The following is a 17,528-nucleotide window of genomic DNA, read 5'->3' as shown; positions in this document are numbered from 1 at the left end:
CGCAGACGGAGGTCGGGATTGAGCGTCTCGTTCGACAACATGGTCCGCATCGAAGGGGGCGCCTTCACGATGGGCTCCGACCATCACTATCCGGAAGAGCGCCCGGCACACAAGGTGCGCGTGGACGACTTCCGGATCGACCGTCACGCGGTGACCAATCGCGATTTCGCGCGCTTCGTCGCGGCCACGGGCCATGTCACGCAAGCGGAGAAGCCGGCCGATCCGGCCGATTACCCCAATGCGGATCCGGCGATGCTGGCGCCGGCCTCGGTGGTGTTCGTGCCGCCGCCGGGTCGCGTGGACCTGCGCAATCATTTCCACTGGTGGCAGTACGTCGCCGGTGCCGACTGGCGCCATCCGCGCGGGCCCGACAGCAGCCTGGACGGGCTGGACGACCACCCCGTCGTGCACGTCGCCTACGCGGACGTGCTGGCCTACGCGCAGTGGATCGGCAAGGAACTGCCCACCGAGGCCGAATGGGAGTTCGCGGCGAAGGGCGGCGCGGACGACACCGAATTCGCCTGGGGCAGTGAACTCGTGCCGGGCGGGCGCCACATGGCGAACACCTGGCAGGGCGAGTTCCCGTGGGAGATGAGGCCCGAAGACGGTTTCGCCTGGACCGCGCCGGTGGGCTCTTTCGATGCGAACGGCTACGGCCTGTACGACATGATCGGCAACGTCTGGGAATGGACCGCCGACTGGTACCAGGATCACGGCCGCTTGCAGCAGCACGCCTGCTGCACGCTGCAGAACCCACGCGGCGGCGAACGCGAGGCGAGCATGGCCCCGAACGATGCGGCACGCATCCCGCGTCGCGTGATGAAGGGCGGTTCGCACCTGTGCGCGCCGAACTATTGCCGGCGCTACCGTCCGGCCGCGCGCATGGCGCAGCCGGTGGACACGTCGACCTGCCATGTCGGCTTCCGCCTGGTGGTGCGCGGCTGAAGCACACGATCCGCGCGATCTCACGGCGCAGTCCGGGAGGGTGTCATGGAACAGTGGCTGGTGGCGGTATCGGAACCGGTGATCATCGCGATCGACTTCATCGCGCTGGGCACCATCGTGGTCGGTACGCTGATCGCACTGAAGGACGGCATCGCGTTGCTGGCCAGCCGCGCCATCGACAAGCACGAGCGTCGTCGCCTGTGGATGCGCTACTCGCACTGGCTGGTGGCGGGGCTGACGTTCCAGCTTGCGGCGGACATCATCGAATCCTCGATCACCCCCGATTGGGACGGCATCGGCCGGTTGGCGGCGGTGGCGGTGATCCGCACCTTCCTCAACTATTTCCTCGAACGCGACGTGGCCGAGATCCGCGAGCTGGAACGCGAGAAGACTGCGCCTTGACGCGCGCCGCGCCACGGAAGGCCTTCACGGTCGCGTAGAATTGCGCGCCCCAGCAGGAATCATCCCATGCCCACGTCGCCCGCCTGTCCGCAATGCACGCTTACCAACACCTACGTCGACGGGGCGAACTTCGTCTGTGCCGATTGCGGTTACGAATGGCCCGCGGAAGCGGGTGAGGGCGGCGACGCCTCGGCGGTAGTCGTGCGCGACAGCAACGGCAACGTGCTCGCCAACGGCGACACGGTCGTCGTCATCAAGGACCTGAAGGTCAAGGGTTCCTCGATCCCGCTCAAGCAGGGCACGGTGATCCGCAACATCCGCCTGGTCGAGGACGATGCAGAGCACATCGAGGGCAACTCGGACAAGATCAAGGGACTGGTGTTGAAGACGATCTTTCTGCGGAAGGCGTGAGGGGTGTTTTCGGCGCCTAGCGCGTTGCGGTGATCGCAAGGACTGTCGTCTTCCCGGCGAAGGCCGGGAATCAGGCCGGCAACGCACGGGCACTCCCTCTCAGGTAAACCACCTTGTCGTCATTCCCGCGAACGCGGGAATGACGTGATGGAACGGACGGTGTGACGGCCTGGGTCCCGGCCTTCGCCAGGATGACGGCCCATGCAGGGCGTGCCCGCCACCGCAGTCACCGTGCAAGCGTGCTTCCACCTGCGGGTGCGACAATGCGCCAACCCGCCCCGGCACCGCCCCATGACGCTCCCGCTCCCCTTCGAACTCCCCGAAGAACAGCGCGCCGCGCTGGAAGCCGCGTACGCGACGCCGCCGCGTGCGTACCACAACTTCCAGCATGTGCAGGAAGTGCTGCGGCATTACCACGCCGTCGCACAGGGGCCGGGCTGGCAGCGGCCGATCGAGGCGGCGCTCGCGGTGCTCTACCACGACGCCATCTACGAGGCGGGGCGCCAGGACAACGAGTCGCGATCGGCCGATCTGGCCGCCGAGCACATCGAACGCTGGATGCCCGGGCGCGGCATCGATATCGCCCGCGTCCGCCAGCTGATCGAACTCACCGCGCGACACGGCACGTTCTCGCCCGGCGATGTGGACGAGGAGGCGTCGCTGTTCCTGGATTGCGACATGGCGATCCTCGGCGCTGCGCCGGCGGTGTTCGACGCCTATGACCGCGGCATCGCCGCGGAGTACCGCGCCGTCGTTCCCGGCTGGTTGTTCAAGATCAACCGCAAGCGATTCCTCAAGGCGCTGCTGACGCGCGAACGCATCTACCTCACGCCGTTCTTCCACGAACGCTTCGACACGCAGGCACGAAGCAACCTGCGGCGCGCGGTGACGACGAAACGTTAGCGGGCCGTGATGGCTGGCGCGGATGCGCGCCTAGAATCGGGCGGTGTCGCGAGGGTTCCGGACATGGCGGTGATCGCGTCCGCGAACGCATGCATGCGGAGCCTCGTCCGTGCAGCCCAGTCAAGGAGTCGCGCGTGACTTTCCAGCTTGCTTCGCCATCGTTCACCCATCGCGGCGGCATCCCGTCGAAGTTCACCTGCGAGGGTGAGGACTGTTCTCCCGAGCTGCGATGGTCCGGCGCACCGACGGGCACGCGAAGTTTCGCGCTCGTCGTCGACGATCCCGATGCGCCCGATCCCGCTGCACCCAAGCGCGTGTGGGTGCACTGGGTGCTCTACAACCTGCCGGGCACCGCCGATGGACTGGTCGAAGGCGTTACCACCGAGCAGTTGCCGCGTGAATCCAGGCCCGGCCAGAACGACTGGCATCGAGCCGGTTACGGCGGGCCGTGCCCGCCGATCGGGCGGCACCGTTACTTCTTCAAGCTCTACGCGCTCGATGTCGAATTGCCGGACCTGGGCGAGGTCGACAAGATGCGCCTGCTCGGCGCGATGGAAGGACACGTCCTCGCGCAGACCGAACTGATCGGCACCTATCAGAAGGGCGATTGACGGCTCACTTCAACGGCAGGCAGATCGCGGTGCGCCATTGCGCGGGCGGCAGCGTGGACGGATCGTTGAGGTATTCCTCGAACACCGGCGCATCGCCCGCTTCCTCATAGCTGCCCGGGAGCCAGTGGCAGAACAGCCAGTCGTAAGCTCGTTCGAGTTCGGCGTAGGGGCCGGTGTGCACGACCACGGCGTGGCGGCCGCCGGCGATCTCGATCCAGCGCATGCCGTCGGCCAGCGGCGCGGAGGCCGGCACGAGCAGGCAGGCGTCGGAACGCAACGCATCCACGGGCACTTCATTGGGTGCGTCGTAATACACGCCGAAGCTGCGCGCCGCAGGGCCGAGCAGGCCGTGTTGGCCCGCCCATTCCATCAAGCGGTCGAAGGTCGCGCCGATCTGCTTGTAGTCGCCGCGATGGGGAAGGGCGGCCACACGGACGGGCGGGAAAGTGGCGATCTGCGCGCTGTACATGGCGATGTCCTGTGCGGTGAGGGAAGTGTCGCCACGCGCGATCTCCGGCGGCGAGGCACGCCGCTGCCGGAACACCGCCGGCGTGCAGCGGTACGTCGCACCGAACGCGCGCGTGAACGCGGCAGTGCTGCCGTAGCCGGCGCGGCGTGCGATCTGGGCGATGCTGCGCGGGCTGTCCAGCAGGTCGCTGGCGGCGCGGTGCAGGCGCATGCGCCGCAGCGTCGCGGTCACCGTTTCGCCCATCTGGCCGCGGTAGATGCGGTGGAAGTGCCAGGGCGAGAAATGGCCCACTTCGGCCAGTTGCGCCAGCGTGAGCGGTTGGTCCAGCCGCTGCGACAGGTAGGTCACGACCTTGCCGATGCGGGCGCTGTAGGTGTCGAAAGTCTGGCTGCGGTTCACGGCGTCCGTCCGTCTGCGTCGTCGCCAGCCTGGCGGCACGGGATTGATCGAGGTTGCGCTCATGATGACGCGCCCGCGCGCCGCCCGCGCGGGTCCCGCCGCGATTCGTCCATTCCCGCACATACACGCATCGACGCGGCCGTGTGGGGCCGCGTCGATGCGCCACCTCAGTACGGCTGCGCCGTCGGTCGCACGACCAGTTCGTTGACGTCGACGTCGGCCGGCTGGCCGATCGCGAAGGCGATGGCGCGTGCGATCGCGTCGGCCGGCAGTTGTTCCTTGCGGAAGACCTCGTCGACCTCGCGCTTCATCGCCGGATCGGAGATGGTGCTGGTCAGCTCCGATTCCACCGCGCCCGGGGCGATGGTGGTCACGCGCAGGAACGGCGATTCCTGGCGCAGGCCTTCCGACAGCGCATGCACGGCGAACTTCGTCGCGCAGTAGACGGCGGCGGTGGCGAACACCTGCCGGCCCGCAACGGAAGAGACGTTGACGATCTGGCCCGAGCGCTGCGCGTTCATCGACGGCAGCACGGCGCCGATGCCGAACAGCACGCCCTTCACGTTGACGTCGACCATGCGCTCCCACTCGTCGACCTTGAGGTCGGCCATGCGCGAGAGCGGCATCACGCCGGCGTTGTTGACCAGCACGTCGATGCGGCCGTGGCGTGCGAGTGTCGCCTGCACGAAGGCTTCGACCTCCTCGCGGCGCGTCACGTCCAGTGCGTGCACCAGCGGCGCTTCGCCGCCGGCTTCGCGGATGCGTGCCGCGAGGGCTTCGAGGCGATCGGTGCGGCGCGCGCCGAGGGCGAGCAGCGCGCCGTGCTTGGCAAGACGCAGCGCGGTGGCTTCGCCGATGCCGCTGCTGGCGCCGGTGATGGCGATGACTTTGCCGGCGATGTCGAGGGTGTTGGAACCGAGGGAGTCGGACATGGTGTCTCCGTAGCGGGGGTGCAGGGCGCCGTCGCGGCCGGAATTACCGGCCGCGTTGGGCGAGGGAGTGAAACCGGCGCGGTCGCGCCGGCGGTGGATCAGGCGTTGACGTTCGCCATGCCGGCGGCGGGATAACGCGTGCCGGCGATTTCGTGCGAGGCGAGCACGTCGTCCAGCCGGCGTTGCTCGGCCAGCGTGAGGTCGATGCGCGTGGCGGCGGCGTTCTCGTCCAGTCGCGTGACGCGGCGCGTGCCCGGAATCGGCACGATGTCCGGCCCGCGATGCAGCAGCCACGCCAGCGCGAGCTGCGCCGGCGTGCATTCGCGTTCGCGCGCCAGTTCGCTCACGGCCTGCACAAGCAACTGGTTGCGGTCGATGTTGCCGTCCTGGAAGCGCGGGTTTTGGCGCCGCCAGTCGCTGTCGGCCAGCTCGTTGGCGTGCTGGATGGCGCCGGTGAGGAAACCGCGGCCGAGCGGGCTGTAGGCGACGAAGCCGATGCCCAGCTCGCGACAGGCGCGCAGCGTGTCGTCTTCGACCTCGCGCGTCCACAGCGAGTACTCGCTCTGCAGCGCGGCAATGGGATGCACGGCGGCGGCACGGCGCACGGTCGCGCCGGAGGCTTCCGACAGGCCCAGGTAGCGCACCTTGCCGGCTTCTACCAGTCGCGCCATCGCGCCGACGGTGTCCTCGATCGGCACCTTCGGATCCACGCGGTGCTGGTAGTACAGGTCGATATGCTCCACGCCCAGGCGCTTGAGACTGGCGTCGCACGCGGCGGCGACGTAGGCGGGCGATCCGTCGATGCCGAGGAAGTCGCCGTTGGCCGCACGCACGTTGCCGAACTTGGTGGCCAGCACGACGTCGTTGCGGCGCGTGCGCAGCACCTTGGCGAGCAGTTCCTCGTTGCGGCCGACGCCGTACATGTCGGCGGTGTCGAGGAAATCCACGCCGATGTCGAGGGCGTGGTCGAGCACGGCGAGGTTCTCGGCTTCGTCGCTGGGGCCGTAGAAATCGGACATGCCCATGCAGCCAAGACCGATGGCGGACACGACGAGCCCCTGGCGGCCCAGAGTGCGGCGGGCGAAGGGAATGTTCATGGGGACTCCTGCGACGGTGGGGGCGAGGTGGACATGCTCCTCCCGCGCCACCGTCGGGCGTTAGCCCATTGCTCTGCGATCCTTGCCCGATCCTCCGCCGTTGTGCCGCGCACACTTGGCGTGAAGATGGCCCGGCGCATAATCGCCGCGTGCCCTCCACGGCGGAAACCCATGAACGACAACGCTTCGAACGTGATCGCCGCGCCCCACGGACTGGAGGCCCAACAGGCCGAGCTGGCCGACCGGATTGCCCGAAACATCCCCGGCGACGGGCTGCATCCGTCCTGCGTTCCGGCGCTGTCGCTGATCCAGGCCAGCGCGCCCTCGCAGCCGCTGCCGTCGGTTTATCACCCGAGCCTGTGCGTGGTCGTCCAGGGCCGCAAGCGTGCCTTGCTGGGCGAAGAGGTCTTCCACTACGACCCGCTGAATTACCTGGTGGTGTCGATGTCGCTGCCGATCACCGGCCAGATCCTCGATGCCACGCCGCAGTCGCCTTACCTGTGCCTGCGCATCGACATCGACACCGCGCTGGTCAACGAACTGCTGCTGCAACTGCCGGCCGAACGCACCCGCGCGGCGAGCGGCGGACGCGCGTTGTACCTGGCGCGCACCAGCGCGACGTTGCTGGATGCCGTGCTGCGCCTGGTGCGTCTGCTGGACACGCCGGACGAGGCCGCCGTGCTGGCGCCGCTGGCGCTGCGCGAGATCCACTACCGCGTGCTCACCGGCGAGCTCGGCCTGCGCCTGCGCGAGCTGTGTGACGCGGACGGCCCGGCGCAGCGCGTGGCGCGCGCGATCGATCTGATCAAGACCCGCTACCAGGAACCGCTGCGCATCGAGCAACTCGCCGCGGTCGCGTGCATGAGCGCTTCATCGCTGCACGAGCGCTTCAAGGCCGCCACGGCGATGACGCCCCTGCAGTTCCAGAAGCAGCTGCGCCTGCAGGAAGCGCGGCGCCTGATGATGGTGGACGGCATCGAAGCCGCCGCTGCGAGCCATCGCGTGGGTTACGAAAGCCCGTCGCAGTTCAGTCGCGAATACCGGCGCCTGTTCGGCGCACCGCCGCGGCGCGAAGTGATGGCGATGCGCGGCGTGTCCGGCTAGCCCGGCGGACGCACGCGCGAGGCCAGCACCGCGCCGAGCAGCGCCAGCGCGGCGGAGATCGCGAACCCCACCAGGTACGCCAGCGACGGCGCGCGCGTCAGCAGCGCCGCGAAGATCGAACCGCCGATGGCCAGCACCGTCGCGGTGAACAGCGCATCGCACAGCTGCAACGCCGATGCGTTCACGCCCTGGCGGTTTGCCGGCGAGAGCGCGAGCGTGAGCACCGACAGCGTCGGGAACAGCGCGCCCATGCCCAGGCCCGCGGCGATCCAACCGACGATGCCCACCGCCACCGGCACGGTGGGCGACACCGACGCGGCCACGCCCGCCACGCCGACGACGATCATCGACATGCCCATGCGCAGCAGTTGCGGCGGCGTGAACGGTTGCGACGGCCGGCTGCGGTACCACGACCCCAGCGACCAGCCCAGCGCACCGAGCGTGAGCGCGGCGCCGGCCATCGTGGGCGAGAGACCACGTTCGCGCGAGAGCAGCAGCGGGATGAACACCTCGGTGCCGAAGAACGCGCTGGAGGCGATGCCGCGCATGGCGATCACCATCGGCAATCCGCGTGCGGCGCGCAGCGTGCCGCGCGGCAGCAGGTGCCAGGCGCAGACGAGCAGGGAAACGGTCGCGACCGCCAGCATCAGCACGCCGCCGGCGTGATGCAGCTGTCCGGCGTAATGCAGCGTGAGCGCACTCGCCGCCGCGCCGATGGCCCAGGCCAGGCGATGCGCCTGGGCGCCGTCGTCATCGTGCACTTCGCCGGGTGCGGGGCCCAGGCCGCGCACCGCGGGCAGCACGAAGGCCGCCGCGGCGATCGCCAGCAACGGCACCGACAGGAACACCCAGCGCCAGCCGAGGTGTTCGACCAGCGCGCCGCTGATGGTCGGCCCGACCACCGCCGGCACCACCCACGCCGCGGCGAAGGCCGCGAAGATGCGCGGGTGCATGGCCGGCGGATACACGCGCCCGACCGCGACGTAGAGCGCCACCGACATCAGGCCGCCGCCGAAACCCTGCACGATGCGCCCCAGCAACAGCACCCACATCGACGGCGCCAGCCCCGCGATCAGCAGCCCCAGCGCGAACCAGACGATGCCGTGCCGCAGCGGTGGCGACGGGCCGCGCAGGTCGGCCCAGCGTCCCGACGCGACCATACCGACCACCGACGCCGCCAGCGCGCCGCCGAAGGCCAGCGCGTACAGCGGCAGGCCGTCGAGCGCCTGGGCCACCGTGGGCATCGCCGTCGCCACGGCGAGCGCCTCGAACGCATACAGCGCGATCAGCACCACGGCGCCGATCGTCGTGCCCCGGTAGCGGCGGGCGAACAGGTGCTGCGCATCCGCCGTGTCCTGCGGCGCGTCGGTCGCGGGCCACGTCGCATCCGTGCGGCCATCGCGCGCGGGCGTGCCCGACAGCGCCTCGGGCTCCTGCCTTCCGTCCATCACGACGCCTGCCCGAAGGGGGTGTAGATCATGAGCACCACCCTGCCACGTCCGTGCCCGTTCTCCACATCGCGGTGTGCCGCGGCGGCGTTCGCCAGCGGATAGATGTCGCGCACGTGCACGCGCAGGCGGCCGGCCTCGTGCAGGGCGACCAGCGCCTGCAGCCGTTCGCGGCTGCGCTGGGCGTTCACACCGAGGCGTTCGACGTCCTCGACATCCACCAGCGTGCCGATGCGCGATGGCGCGATGCCCAGCGCGATGGACGCGTCCAGCGCGCCACGCCCGCTGGCGTCCAGCGCCGCCTGCACGCCGTGCGGCGCGAGTTGGCGGACGCGTTCGGCGAGCCCGGTGCCGTACAGCACCGGTTCGGCGCCGAGCGAGCGCAGGTAGTCGTGGTTATCGCGACTCGCCGTGCCGATTACGCGCGCGCCGCGCAAACGCGCCAGCTGCACGGCGATCGTGCCCACGCCGCCGGCCGCGCCGTGCACCAGCACCGTGTCGCCTGGCGCGATGTCCAGCGCCTGCACCGCGGCGTGCGCCGTCTGGCCGGACGCCGACAACGCGCCGGCCACCGCCCACGACATCATCAACGGCTTGCGCACGAGCTGCTCCGCGGGCACGACGACGGTCTCGGCGTACGCGTTCGCGCGGGTCCATCCCAACACTTCATCGCCTGCCGCGAGTTCGGCCACGCCCTTGCCGACAGCCTCCACGACCCCGGCGAACTCATTGCCGAGTTGGCGCGGAAAGGGCGAATGGCCGATGCCGCGCCGGGCGAACCAGCCGGTGCGCGTGGCGCAGTCGGCCGGCTGCACGCCCGCCGCGCGCACGCGCACGCGAACCTCGCCGCGGGCGGGCGAGGGCAGGGGAAGCTGCGCCAGTCGCAGCACGTCCGCGCCGCCGTATTCATCGAACACGACCGCCTGCATCGTCGGCTTCCGGGCCGTGCCTGCGACGTAGCCGTCGCGTGCATTGCGTGTGTCCATGGTTTGACTCGAATCGAAGACGCAGGCGAGGATAGAACCTCAACTTAAGTTGAGGTCAAGCCATGGCGCACGAGGAACTCACCGTCGGCGAGGTGGCCCAGCGCAGCGGCATTGCCGTCTCCACGCTGCACTTCTACGAGGCCAAGGGGCTGATCCACAGCCAGCGCACGGCCGGCAACCAGCGTCGTTACGGGCGCGACATGCTGCGGCGGATCGCGATCATCCGCGCCGCCCAGCGCGTGGGCATGCCGCTGGCGACGATCCGCGATGCGCTGGCCAGCCTGCCCGAAGCGCGAACGCCCACGCGCCGCGACTGGTCGCGCCTGTCCAGCGCCTGGCGCGAGGAACTGGACGTGCGCATCCAGCAGCTGATCCAGATGCGCGACACGCTCGATGACTGCATCGGTTGCGGCTGTCTGTCGCTGGACCGCTGCCGGTTGGCCAACCCGGGCGACGTGCTGGCCGAGCAGGGCAGCGGGGCGCAGCGGTGGGTGGAGGAGTAGGGAACTCGTGGAAGCTCATCCGTGGAAGCTTCACTGGAGCAGCCCTTCTCCCGCGCGCGGGAGAAGGTGCCGGCAGGCGGATGAGGGCAGGCTGCCAGGACATCAGGCGCTTCCTCGGCCCACGCCCTCACCCCAACCCCTCTCCCGCAGGCTGGAGAGGGGCTATTGAGCGGTAGCGGGCGTTTGATGGCGACGATGTGACACGCCTGTAACAAAACTCCGCTGCAATTCCAGGAACCCGGACGCATGCGCCGGACGGACGCACGCGATGAACCTGCTGATGCTTTCCGACGTGTACTTCCCGCGGGTCAACGGGGTTTCCACCTCGATCCGCACCTTCGCCCGCTCGCTGGCGCAGAGGGGCCATGCGGTGACCATCGTCGCGCCGGACTACGGCGAAGGCAGCGGCCAGGAGCAGCACGACGGACAGGGCGAATTCGAGGTCATCCGCGTCCCGTCGCGGGTGATCTTCTTCGACCCCGAGGACCGCCTGATGCGTGCCCGTGACGCCCACCGCGTGCGCGATGCACTGGCCGAGCGCGAATGGGACGTCGTCCACATCCACACCCCCTTCCGCGCGCATGCGATGGGCGTGCAGCTGGCGCGCGAACTGGGCGTGCCGACGGTGGAGACGTATCACACCTACTTCGAGGAGTACGTCGGCCACTACCTGCCGTGGTTGCCGACCGCCATCGGCCGGCACGTCGCGCGCGTGGCTTCGCGCCGCCTGTGCCACGGCGTGGATCACCTCATCGTCCCCAGCGCGCAGATGGTCGACGTGCTGCAGCGCTACGGCATCGCCACGCCGCACACGGTGTTGCCGACGGGCATCGACCTGGCCGAGTTCCTGGGCGGCGACGGCGCGCGCTTCCGCGCGCAGCACGGCATCGCCCCCACGCGGCCGGCACTAGTGACGGTCAGCCGGCTCTCGCTGGAGAAGAACATCGCCTTCCTGCTGCGCGTGGTGCAGCGGCTGGTCGCGCAGTTCCCCGACCTGCTGTTCCTCATCGCCGGCGAAGGCCCGGACGAACCGCGCCTGCGCCGGCTCGTGGACGAGCTGGGCATTGGGACGAACGTGCGCTTTTTCGGCAACCTGGACCGCCGCTCGACGCTGCTGGACGCCTATCGGGCCGGCGACGCGTTCGTGTTCGCTTCGCCCACGGAAACGCAGGGGCTGGTGCTGATCGAAGCCATGGCGCTGGGCGTGCCCATCGTCTCCACCGCGGTGATGGGCACGGCGATGGTGCTGCGTGATACGCACAGCGCGCTGATCGCCCCCGAGGACGTGGACGCCTTCGCCGAACAGACCGCCAGGCTGCTGCGTTCGGCCGAGCTGCGCGCGTCGCTGTCGGCGGCCGGTCCGCACGACGCACGACGTTGGAGTTCGCAAGCGCTCACGCGCCAGGTGGAAACGTTGTACGCCTCGTTGGCGCAGGACCGCGCCGCGCTAGCCGCGACGTGAAGGGAAGTGACGGAGCGGCGCGGCGGCCGTAACATCGCCGGCATCGTCGTTCCTGATGGAGTTGCTGCATGTCACTTTCCCTGCACGAGGCCAGTGTGCCCGTGTTCCGCCACATGCTCCGCGCACTCGACGGCGTGCTCGCCAAGGGTGAAGAGCACGCGAAGACGGCGGGCTACGACCCGGACGTCCTCCTGCAGACGCGGTTGTTCCCGGACATGTTCCCGCTGCTGCGCCAGGTGCAGATCGCCTGCGATTTCGCCAAGAGCATCTCGGCGCGCCTGGCCGATGTCGAAGTGCCCGCGATGCCCGACGAAGAGCGCAGTTTCGCCGAGTTGCGCGAGCGCATCGCGCGCACGCTGGCCTTCGTCGAAGGCCTGGACGCGCTGCTGTTCGACGGCGCCGGGGAGCGCGAGATCGTCCTGCGCCCCGGTACCCCGAAGGAGCGCCGTTTCGACGGTCGCGGCTACCTGCTCCAGTACGGCCTGCCGCAGTTCTTCTTCCACGTGACGACCGCCTACGCGCTGCTGCGCCACAACGGCGTGCCGGTCGGCAAACTGGATTACATGGGAGCACGCTGATGTCCGACGTCCCGGTCGTAGTCGAAGCGCGCCTGACGGCGGCACGGACGCGAACGATCGGGACCTGGGCGCTGGGTGGGGTGACCGTGTTCGCGGTGGTCGCCACCGCGATGCAGTTCCTGCGCACGGACCTGGACTGGGTCCGTGCGACGCTGAGTTTCTACCTGCTCGGGCCGGTCGGCTTGTGGTTGCAGCTGGCCTACCTCGGGCTTGCGATGAGCCTGGGCCTGATCGGCGCGGGCTACTACGGCGCGGCGACCCGCACCGGCCGCAGTCCTGCGGCGCTGGTGCTGTTCCTGGTCGGCGCGATCGCGCTGGCCATCACCGCCTGGGCCGAGACCGACCGCGGCGGCCCGGGCGCGATGACGACGCACGCCTACGTGCACGCGATCTCCGCGCCGCTGGCCTTTCTCGGCACGACGGTGGGCATGCTCGTGCAGAGCTGGTCGCTGCGTCGCGACCCGCGCTGGCGCCGCCACTTCGCGCTGGCCTTCGCGCTGGCGGTGTTCTGCTTCATCTCGCTGTGGCTGCACGCGCTCTGGCGCGACCTGCCGCGCGGGCTGAGTCAGAAGGCGGTGATCGCCGCGATCCTGGTCTGGCTGGCGCTTGCGGCCCGGTGGTTGCGGCAAACGTCGCCTTCTGGCCATGTTTGATCAATGAGTTACGCCCTGAACTTCAAGTAACGACGTCGCCGTACAATAGGCGCATGCTGAATCTCGCCGCCTACCACTTCGTCTCCATCGACCGCCCCGAGGCCCTGGCCGCCACCCTGCGCGAACGCGCCGAGGCCGCCGCGCTGCGCGGCACAATGCTGGTGGCGGGCGAGGGCATCAACCTGTTCCTGGCGGGCGAGGACGCCGCGCTCCACGGTTTCCTCGATGCATTGCGTGAGGATCCGCGCTTCGCGCAGATCATCGTCAAGTTCAGCCACAGCCAGTCGCAACCGTTCGCGCGGCTCAAGGTGAAGGTGAAGCCGGAGATCATCAGCTTCCGTCGCGAGAACGCCTCGCCGCTGCAAGGTCGCGCGCCGACGGTGGAACCGCAGGTGCTGGCGCGCTGGCTCGATCAAGGGCACGACGATGCAGGCAAGCCGGTGGTGATGCTCGATACGCGCAATCGCGAGGAGTTCGCCTACGGCACCTTCAATGGTGCGTTGACGCTGCCGATCGACAACTTCACCGATCTGCCGCAGGCACTGCAGGCGCATCGCCCGACGCTGCGCGACACGACGGTGGTGAGCTTCTGCACCGGCGGCATCCGCTGCGAGAAGGCCGCGCTGTGGATGCAGTCCGACGGAATGCATAACGTGTTGCAGCTCGACGGCGGCATTCTGGGTTACTTTGAGCAGGTCGGCGGCCGCCATTACGATGGTCGCTGCTTCGTGTTCGACGAGCGCGTGGCGCTCGATCCCGAACTCCAACCCCTGGTGGACGACGCCGCCTGACGCGGCCCACGGCCTTCCCCCGCCGCGTCCACGGCAGCAAGGAGCCTGATCTGTGAGCAAGGCGATGACGAAGTCCGGTGTGGTGTGGATGGCCCCGCGTGTCGCGGCGGCGCTGATGGCGGTGGCCGGCCTGTCGGCCTGCGAGCCCTCGGCACCGGTGAACACCGCGCCGCCGGAAGCGATCACCGCGCCGGCGCCGGCCGCCAATCCGCAGCCGGACGTCAACGCCAAGCCGGTCGAGCGCGCCGCGCCGCCGATGATCAAGCCGGTCGCGCTGGGCGAGTTCGATCCCGGCAATCCGGTGGCCACCGCCGTCACCGGCAAGCTCTCGCTGGAGGACACGGTGATCAAGGGCGAGAACGGCGCGACCTTCACCACCGAACGCGTCGCCCTGGTCAATGGCGGCGATCAGTACTCGCCGGGCAGCACGTATGCGCAAGCGATGATCGTCGACGCCTCGCAGCCGGTGGAACTGCGCCGCGTGCTGGAGGAAACCCCGCCGACGCAGTCGCCGGCCAATGCCATGTGCGGCGGCAATCGGACCGGTTTCATCGCGCTGGCGAAGGTCGAGGACCCCACCGGCGAAACGCTCAAGCTGATCGGCCTGAAGGGCACCGACCTGCCGGCCGCGACCGCCAACGGCATCGAGCTGTGCGCCAGCGTGCAGTACTTCCCGATCGCCGGCGGCGTGAACACGTCGGACAAGAAGATCGCGCAGGGGCGGTAAGCGCGCCAGCAGCCCGAACCGACAAAGCCCCTCTACCGCTTGCGGGAGAGGGGTTGGGGTGAGGGCGAAGCCCGCGAATCACTCACTCATTTCTGCCCAGCCACGCCACCGCCCCACGCCCCGCGCGCAACCCGCTCGCGTAGCAGGCCGTGAGCAGATAGCCGCCGGTCGGCGCTTCCCAGTCCAGCATTTCGCCCGCGCAGAACACGCCGGGCATCGCGTGCAGCATCAGCGTGTCGGCGTCCAGCGCTTCCAGACGCACACCGCCCGCGCTGCTGATCGCTTCGGCGATGGGGCGCGCGCGCAGCAGCCGCAACGGCAGGCGCTTGATCGTGCGCGACAGCAGTTGCGTGTCGTGCATCGCCTCCTTGCCCAGCAGCTCGTAGAGCAGCGCGGCCTTCACGCCCGTGATGCCGGCATGGCGGCGCAGGTGTTCGGTGAGGCTGCGGCCGCCGCGCGGCTTCTCCAGGTCGGCGCGCAGGCGGTGCAGTTCGCGGGCGGGGGCAAGGTCCAGTTCCAGCAGCACTTCGCCGTGAGCGGCGATCGCATCGCGCAGCATCGCCGAAAGCGCGTAGATCAGGCTGCCCTCGATGCCGGTCTGCGTGACCACGCATTCGCCCTGCAATTCGTGCGGGCGGCCCTGTTCGTCGTGCCAGTGCGCGATGACGGGCTTCAGCGGTGCGCCGGCGTGGCGCTCGGCGAAGTGCGCGCTCCAGCCGATGTCGAACCCGCAATTGGACGGTTGCAGCGGCGCCACGTCCACCTCGCGCGCCTCCAGGGCCGGAACCCAGGCGCCATCGGAACCCAGCTCCGGCCAACTGCCGCCGCCGAGCGCGAGCACCGTCGCATCGGCCCGCACGGCGATTTCACCTTCGGGCGTGTCGAAGCGCAGCGCGCCGTCGTCGCGCCAGCCGAGCCAGGTGTGATGCACGTGGAAACGCACGCCGTCCTCGCGCAGCCGCCGCACCCAGCCGCGCAGCAGTGGCGCGGCCTTGCGATCGACCGGAAACACGCGGCCCGAGGTACCGACGTAGGTCTCCACGTCGAAGCCGCGCGCCCATGCGCGCAGCGCGTCGGCGTCGAAATCGTCCAGCCACGCGCCCACTTCGCGCGCGCGGGCGCCATAGCGCGCATCGAACGCCGGTCGCGGTTCGCCGTGGGTGAGGTTGAGCCCGCCCTTGCCGGCGATGAGGAACTTGCGCCCCACCGAACCCTTGGCCTCGAACAGATCCACCTCCACGCCGGCCGCGCGCGCGGTTTCGGCGGCCATCAGGCCGGCGGGGCCGCCGCCGATGATGGCCAGGCGCACGGAGGATTCGGGAGAAGCGGGCATGCGGGGCACAGCGAGGGAGCAGGATCGACATTATGCAGGGCGCCCCTGACCTGCGGCCCTCGCGCGCGGACGCGGTATCTTCCAGGCTGTACACAGACCTAGTGGGAGCCGGCGAAAACGATGCTTCGGGGAATCAGGCAGGCGGGCGTGCTCGGCACGATGATGGCCGGCGCGCTGCTGGCGCAGGGCGCGCAGGCGCAGGAAGGCACGCTGCCTTCGCAATTGCAGGACTTCGACGCCTACGTGGAGAACGTGCGCAGGCAGTTCGACGTGCCGGGCATCGCGGTGGCGGTGGTGAAGGACGGCGAGGTGGTGCTCGAACGCGGCTTCGGCGTGCGCGAGATGGGCAAGCCAGCCAAGGTCGACGCGAACACGCTGTTCGCCATCGCCTCCAACACCAAGGCCTTCACCGCGGCATCGCTGTCGATCCTCGCCGACGAAGGCAAGCTGAGCCTGGACGACCGCGTCATCGACCACCTGCCGTGGTTCCGCATGTCCGATCCCTACGTGACGCAGGAAATGCGTGTGCGCGACCTGCTCGCGCACCGCAGCGGCCTGGGCCTGGGCGCGGGCGATCTGCTGTACTGGCCGGGCACGGACTACTCCACCGAGGAAGTCGCGCGGCGCCTCAAGGACGTCCCGCTCACCGGCAGCTTCCGCGGCCAGTACGCCTACGACAACATCCTCTACGGTGTGGCGCAGCTGGTGATCGAGAAGGCCAGCGGGCAGAGCTACGCGCAGTTCCTGCAGCAGCGCATCTTCGCGCCGCTGGGCATGCGCGACACGCGCTTCAACAGCGATTCGCTGCGACCACGCGACAACGTCGCCACCGGCCACGCCAAGGCCGATTTCAAGGATCTGCAACCGGCACCGCGCATGTCGTGGAGCAACGTGTCCGGCGCGGGCGGACTCTATTCCAGCGTGCACGACATGAGCCGTTGGATGCGCATGCAACTCGCCGGCGGCACCTTCACCGACGCCAAGGGCACGCAGCAGCGGTTGTTCAGTGAGGAACGCCAGCAACAGATGTGGTCGATCATCACCCCCATCACGATCCCCAAGCCGAGCGTGCCCGAACTGGAAGCGGCGAAGCCGAACTTCCTGGGCTACGGCGAAGGCTGGCAGTTGTCCGACTATCGCGGCAACAAGCTGGTCTGGCATACCGGCGGCTGGCCGGGCATGGTCTCGCGCGTGACGCTGGTACCGCAGCGCGGCCTCGGCGTGATCGTGCTGACCAACGCTGAGGTGGGCGGCGCCTTCAATGCGGTGACGATGCGCGTGCTCGATGCCTTCCTCGAAGCGCCGCGCACCGACTGGACGGCCGCCTACGCCGCCGCGCTCGCCAAATCGAAAGGCAAGGCGGACGAGGACTGGCGCAAGCATGTGCAGGCACGCGCCGCCAATGCGCCGCCGTCGCGTCCGTTGGCGACCTATGCGAAGACGTATCGCGATCCGTGGTACGGCGACGTCGTCGTCGAACAGGGGCACGACGGCCTCACCGTGCGTTTCAGCCGCTCGCCCGACCTCGTCGGCCGGATGGAGCCCTGGCAGAACGACACCTTCGTGGTGCGCTGGAACGAGCGCTGGCTCAACGCGGATGCATTCATGACCTTCGCGCTGGATGCGGACGGTGAAGTCCGTGAGGCGCGGATGGAGGCGATCTCGCCGCTGACGGATTTCAGTTTCGACTTCCAGGATCTGCGCTTGAAGCCTGTGGTGGAAGCGTCCGGCGCAGCGGGCTCGTGACCGCCACGATCGCCCAAACACAAGGAGA

At 69.3% G+C, this 17,528-nt stretch carries 19 protein-coding genes; 13 read left to right on the top strand and 6 right to left on the bottom strand.

Going from position 1 to position 17,528, the window contains the following annotated elements:
• Positions 1–18: 18 nt before the first annotated feature.
• The 5 genes from AAFF32_RS13680 to AAFF32_RS13660 all read left to right on the top strand — a co-directional run bounded on the left by AAFF32_RS13680 (position 19) and on the right by AAFF32_RS13660 (position 3,272).
• The gene (locus AAFF32_RS13680; protein WP_216966436.1) at positions 19–945 is read left to right on the top strand and encodes a formylglycine-generating enzyme family protein; all 927 of its coding nucleotides are present in this window, start codon (positions 19–21) and stop codon (positions 943–945) included.
• Between the two features lie 45 nt (positions 946–990).
• Positions 991–1,347, top strand: a complete 357-nt coding sequence (locus AAFF32_RS13675) for a DUF1622 domain-containing protein (protein WP_216966434.1) — start codon at positions 991–993, stop codon at positions 1,345–1,347.
• A gap of 66 nt (positions 1,348–1,413) precedes the next feature.
• Positions 1,414–1,758, top strand: a complete 345-nt coding sequence (locus tag AAFF32_RS13670) for a zinc ribbon domain-containing protein YjdM (protein WP_216966432.1) — start codon at positions 1,414–1,416, stop codon at positions 1,756–1,758.
• 291 nt (positions 1,759–2,049) lie between these two features.
• Complete coding sequence (locus AAFF32_RS13665; protein ID WP_342315494.1) at positions 2,050–2,661, top strand: hypothetical protein; 612 nt, start codon at positions 2,050–2,052, stop codon at positions 2,659–2,661.
• 134 nt (positions 2,662–2,795) lie between these two features.
• Complete coding sequence (locus tag AAFF32_RS13660; RefSeq protein ID WP_342315493.1) at positions 2,796–3,272, top strand: YbhB/YbcL family Raf kinase inhibitor-like protein; 477 nt, start codon at positions 2,796–2,798, stop codon at positions 3,270–3,272.
• 4 nt (positions 3,273–3,276) lie between these two features.
• Here the strand turns inward: AAFF32_RS13660 and AAFF32_RS13655 are convergent, their stop codons facing one another.
• From AAFF32_RS13655 to AAFF32_RS13645, 3 genes are all read right to left on the bottom strand, one after another.
• On the bottom strand, positions 3,277–4,140 hold the full coding sequence (locus AAFF32_RS13655) for an AraC family transcriptional regulator (RefSeq protein ID WP_342315492.1): 864 nt from the start codon (positions 4,138–4,140) through the stop codon (positions 3,277–3,279).
• A gap of 167 nt (positions 4,141–4,307) precedes the next feature.
• Positions 4,308–5,072, bottom strand: a complete 765-nt coding sequence (locus AAFF32_RS13650; RefSeq protein ID WP_342315491.1) for an SDR family oxidoreductase — start codon at positions 5,070–5,072, stop codon at positions 4,308–4,310.
• A gap of 98 nt (positions 5,073–5,170) precedes the next feature.
• Positions 5,171–6,169 carry an aldo/keto reductase gene (locus tag AAFF32_RS13645; RefSeq protein WP_342315490.1) on the bottom strand — a complete coding sequence of 333 codons (999 nt, stop codon included), beginning with the start codon at positions 6,167–6,169 and terminating at the stop codon, positions 5,171–5,173.
• Between the two features lie 171 nt (positions 6,170–6,340).
• On the opposite strand from AAFF32_RS13645, the gene AAFF32_RS13640 reads away from it, so the two are divergent.
• Positions 6,341–7,273: an AraC family transcriptional regulator gene (locus AAFF32_RS13640; protein WP_216966421.1), complete on the top strand. Its 933-nt coding sequence runs from the start codon at positions 6,341–6,343 to the stop codon at positions 7,271–7,273.
• On the opposite strand, the gene AAFF32_RS13635 is transcribed toward AAFF32_RS13640, so the two are convergent.
• Both AAFF32_RS13635 and AAFF32_RS13630 read right to left on the bottom strand, forming a co-directional pair.
• Positions 7,270–8,721 carry an MFS transporter gene (locus AAFF32_RS13635; protein WP_342315489.1) on the bottom strand — a complete coding sequence of 484 codons (1,452 nt, stop codon included), beginning with the start codon at positions 8,719–8,721 and terminating at the stop codon, positions 7,270–7,272. The genes AAFF32_RS13640 and AAFF32_RS13635 overlap by 4 nt on opposite strands.
• A complete protein-coding gene (locus AAFF32_RS13630; protein ID WP_342315488.1) occupies positions 8,721–9,707 on the bottom strand; it encodes an NADP-dependent oxidoreductase in 987 nt (328 codons plus the stop codon). The genes AAFF32_RS13635 and AAFF32_RS13630 overlap by 1 nt, the downstream gene beginning before the upstream one ends.
• A 62-nt stretch (positions 9,708–9,769) precedes the next feature.
• Between AAFF32_RS13630 and soxR the strand changes: the two genes are divergently transcribed.
• The 6 genes from soxR to AAFF32_RS13600 all read left to right on the top strand — a co-directional run bounded on the left by soxR (position 9,770) and on the right by AAFF32_RS13600 (position 14,421).
• Positions 9,770–10,210 (top strand): redox-sensitive transcriptional activator SoxR, encoded by a 441-nt coding sequence (soxR, locus tag AAFF32_RS13625; protein ID WP_216966415.1) that lies wholly within the window; start codon positions 9,770–9,772, stop codon positions 10,208–10,210.
• 268 nt (positions 10,211–10,478) lie between these two features.
• A complete protein-coding gene (locus AAFF32_RS13620; protein ID WP_342315487.1) occupies positions 10,479–11,672 on the top strand; it encodes a glycosyltransferase in 1,194 nt (397 codons plus the stop codon).
• 68 nt (positions 11,673–11,740) lie between these two features.
• A complete protein-coding gene (locus tag AAFF32_RS13615) occupies positions 11,741–12,250 on the top strand; it encodes a DUF1993 domain-containing protein (RefSeq protein WP_216966411.1) in 510 nt (169 codons plus the stop codon).
• The gene (locus AAFF32_RS13610) at positions 12,250–12,903 is read left to right on the top strand and encodes a DUF998 domain-containing protein (RefSeq protein ID WP_342315486.1); all 654 of its coding nucleotides are present in this window, start codon (positions 12,250–12,252) and stop codon (positions 12,901–12,903) included. The genes AAFF32_RS13615 and AAFF32_RS13610 overlap by 1 nt, the downstream gene beginning before the upstream one ends.
• 53 nt (positions 12,904–12,956) lie before the next feature.
• Positions 12,957–13,694: a sulfurtransferase gene (locus tag AAFF32_RS13605; RefSeq protein WP_342315485.1), complete on the top strand. Its 738-nt coding sequence runs from the start codon at positions 12,957–12,959 to the stop codon at positions 13,692–13,694.
• A 52-nt stretch (positions 13,695–13,746) separates the two neighbouring features.
• Positions 13,747–14,421, top strand: coding sequence for a hypothetical protein (locus AAFF32_RS13600; protein ID WP_216966406.1), 675 nt, complete (start codon positions 13,747–13,749; stop codon positions 14,419–14,421).
• Between the two features lie 82 nt (positions 14,422–14,503).
• Here the strand turns inward: AAFF32_RS13600 and AAFF32_RS13595 are convergent, their stop codons facing one another.
• Positions 14,504–15,754 carry a TIGR03862 family flavoprotein gene (locus AAFF32_RS13595; RefSeq protein ID WP_342315484.1) on the bottom strand — a complete coding sequence of 417 codons (1,251 nt, stop codon included), beginning with the start codon at positions 15,752–15,754 and terminating at the stop codon, positions 14,504–14,506.
• A gap of 162 nt (positions 15,755–15,916) precedes the next feature.
• On the opposite strand from AAFF32_RS13595, the gene AAFF32_RS13590 reads away from it, so the two are divergent.
• Positions 15,917–17,500 carry a serine hydrolase gene (locus tag AAFF32_RS13590; RefSeq protein WP_342317278.1) on the top strand — a complete coding sequence of 528 codons (1,584 nt, stop codon included), beginning with the start codon at positions 15,917–15,919 and terminating at the stop codon, positions 17,498–17,500.
• Positions 17,501–17,528 lie beyond the last annotated feature (28 nt).

Origin of the sequence: Lysobacter sp. FW306-1B-D06B (genome assembly GCF_038446665.1) — a bacterium.
Classification (GTDB): domain Bacteria; phylum Pseudomonadota; class Gammaproteobacteria; order Xanthomonadales; family Xanthomonadaceae; genus Lysobacter_J.
This window is presented reverse-complemented; position numbering and strand designations above follow the sequence as displayed.

What these genes read in the sequence shown, in the direction of transcription:
- AAFF32_RS13675 (WP_216966434.1), top strand. Translation starts at nt 991, where the DNA reads ATGGAACAGTGGCTGGTGGCGGTATCGGAACCGGTGATCATCGCGATC.
- AAFF32_RS13670 (WP_216966432.1), top strand. Translation starts at nt 1,414, where the DNA reads ATGCCCACGTCGCCCGCCTGTCCGCAATGCACGCTTACCAACACCTAC.
- AAFF32_RS13665 (WP_342315494.1), top strand. Translation starts at nt 2,050, where the DNA reads ATGACGCTCCCGCTCCCCTTCGAACTCCCCGAAGAACAGCGCGCCGCG.
- AAFF32_RS13650 (WP_342315491.1), bottom strand. Translation starts at nt 5,072, where the DNA reads ATGTCCGACTCCCTCGGTTCCAACACCCTCGACATCGCCGGCAAAGTC.
- AAFF32_RS13645 (WP_342315490.1), bottom strand. Translation starts at nt 6,169, where the DNA reads ATGAACATTCCCTTCGCCCGCCGCACTCTGGGCCGCCAGGGGCTCGTC.
- AAFF32_RS13640 (WP_216966421.1), top strand. Translation starts at nt 6,341, where the DNA reads ATGAACGACAACGCTTCGAACGTGATCGCCGCGCCCCACGGACTGGAG.
- AAFF32_RS13635 (WP_342315489.1), bottom strand. Translation starts at nt 8,721, where the DNA reads ATGGACGGAAGGCAGGAGCCCGAGGCGCTGTCGGGCACGCCCGCGCGC.
- AAFF32_RS13630 (WP_342315488.1), bottom strand. Translation starts at nt 9,707, where the DNA reads ATGGACACACGCAATGCACGCGACGGCTACGTCGCAGGCACGGCCCGG.
- soxR (WP_216966415.1), top strand. Translation starts at nt 9,770, where the DNA reads ATGGCGCACGAGGAACTCACCGTCGGCGAGGTGGCCCAGCGCAGCGGC.
- AAFF32_RS13620 (WP_342315487.1), top strand. Translation starts at nt 10,479, where the DNA reads ATGAACCTGCTGATGCTTTCCGACGTGTACTTCCCGCGGGTCAACGGG.
- AAFF32_RS13615 (WP_216966411.1), top strand. Translation starts at nt 11,741, where the DNA reads ATGTCACTTTCCCTGCACGAGGCCAGTGTGCCCGTGTTCCGCCACATG.
- AAFF32_RS13610 (WP_342315486.1), top strand. Translation starts at nt 12,250, where the DNA reads ATGTCCGACGTCCCGGTCGTAGTCGAAGCGCGCCTGACGGCGGCACGG.
- AAFF32_RS13605 (WP_342315485.1), top strand. Translation starts at nt 12,957, where the DNA reads ATGCTGAATCTCGCCGCCTACCACTTCGTCTCCATCGACCGCCCCGAG.
- AAFF32_RS13595 (WP_342315484.1), bottom strand. Translation starts at nt 15,754, where the DNA reads ATGCCCGCTTCTCCCGAATCCTCCGTGCGCCTGGCCATCATCGGCGGC.
- AAFF32_RS13590 (WP_342317278.1), top strand. Translation starts at nt 15,917, where the DNA reads ATGGCCGGCGCGCTGCTGGCGCAGGGCGCGCAGGCGCAGGAAGGCACG.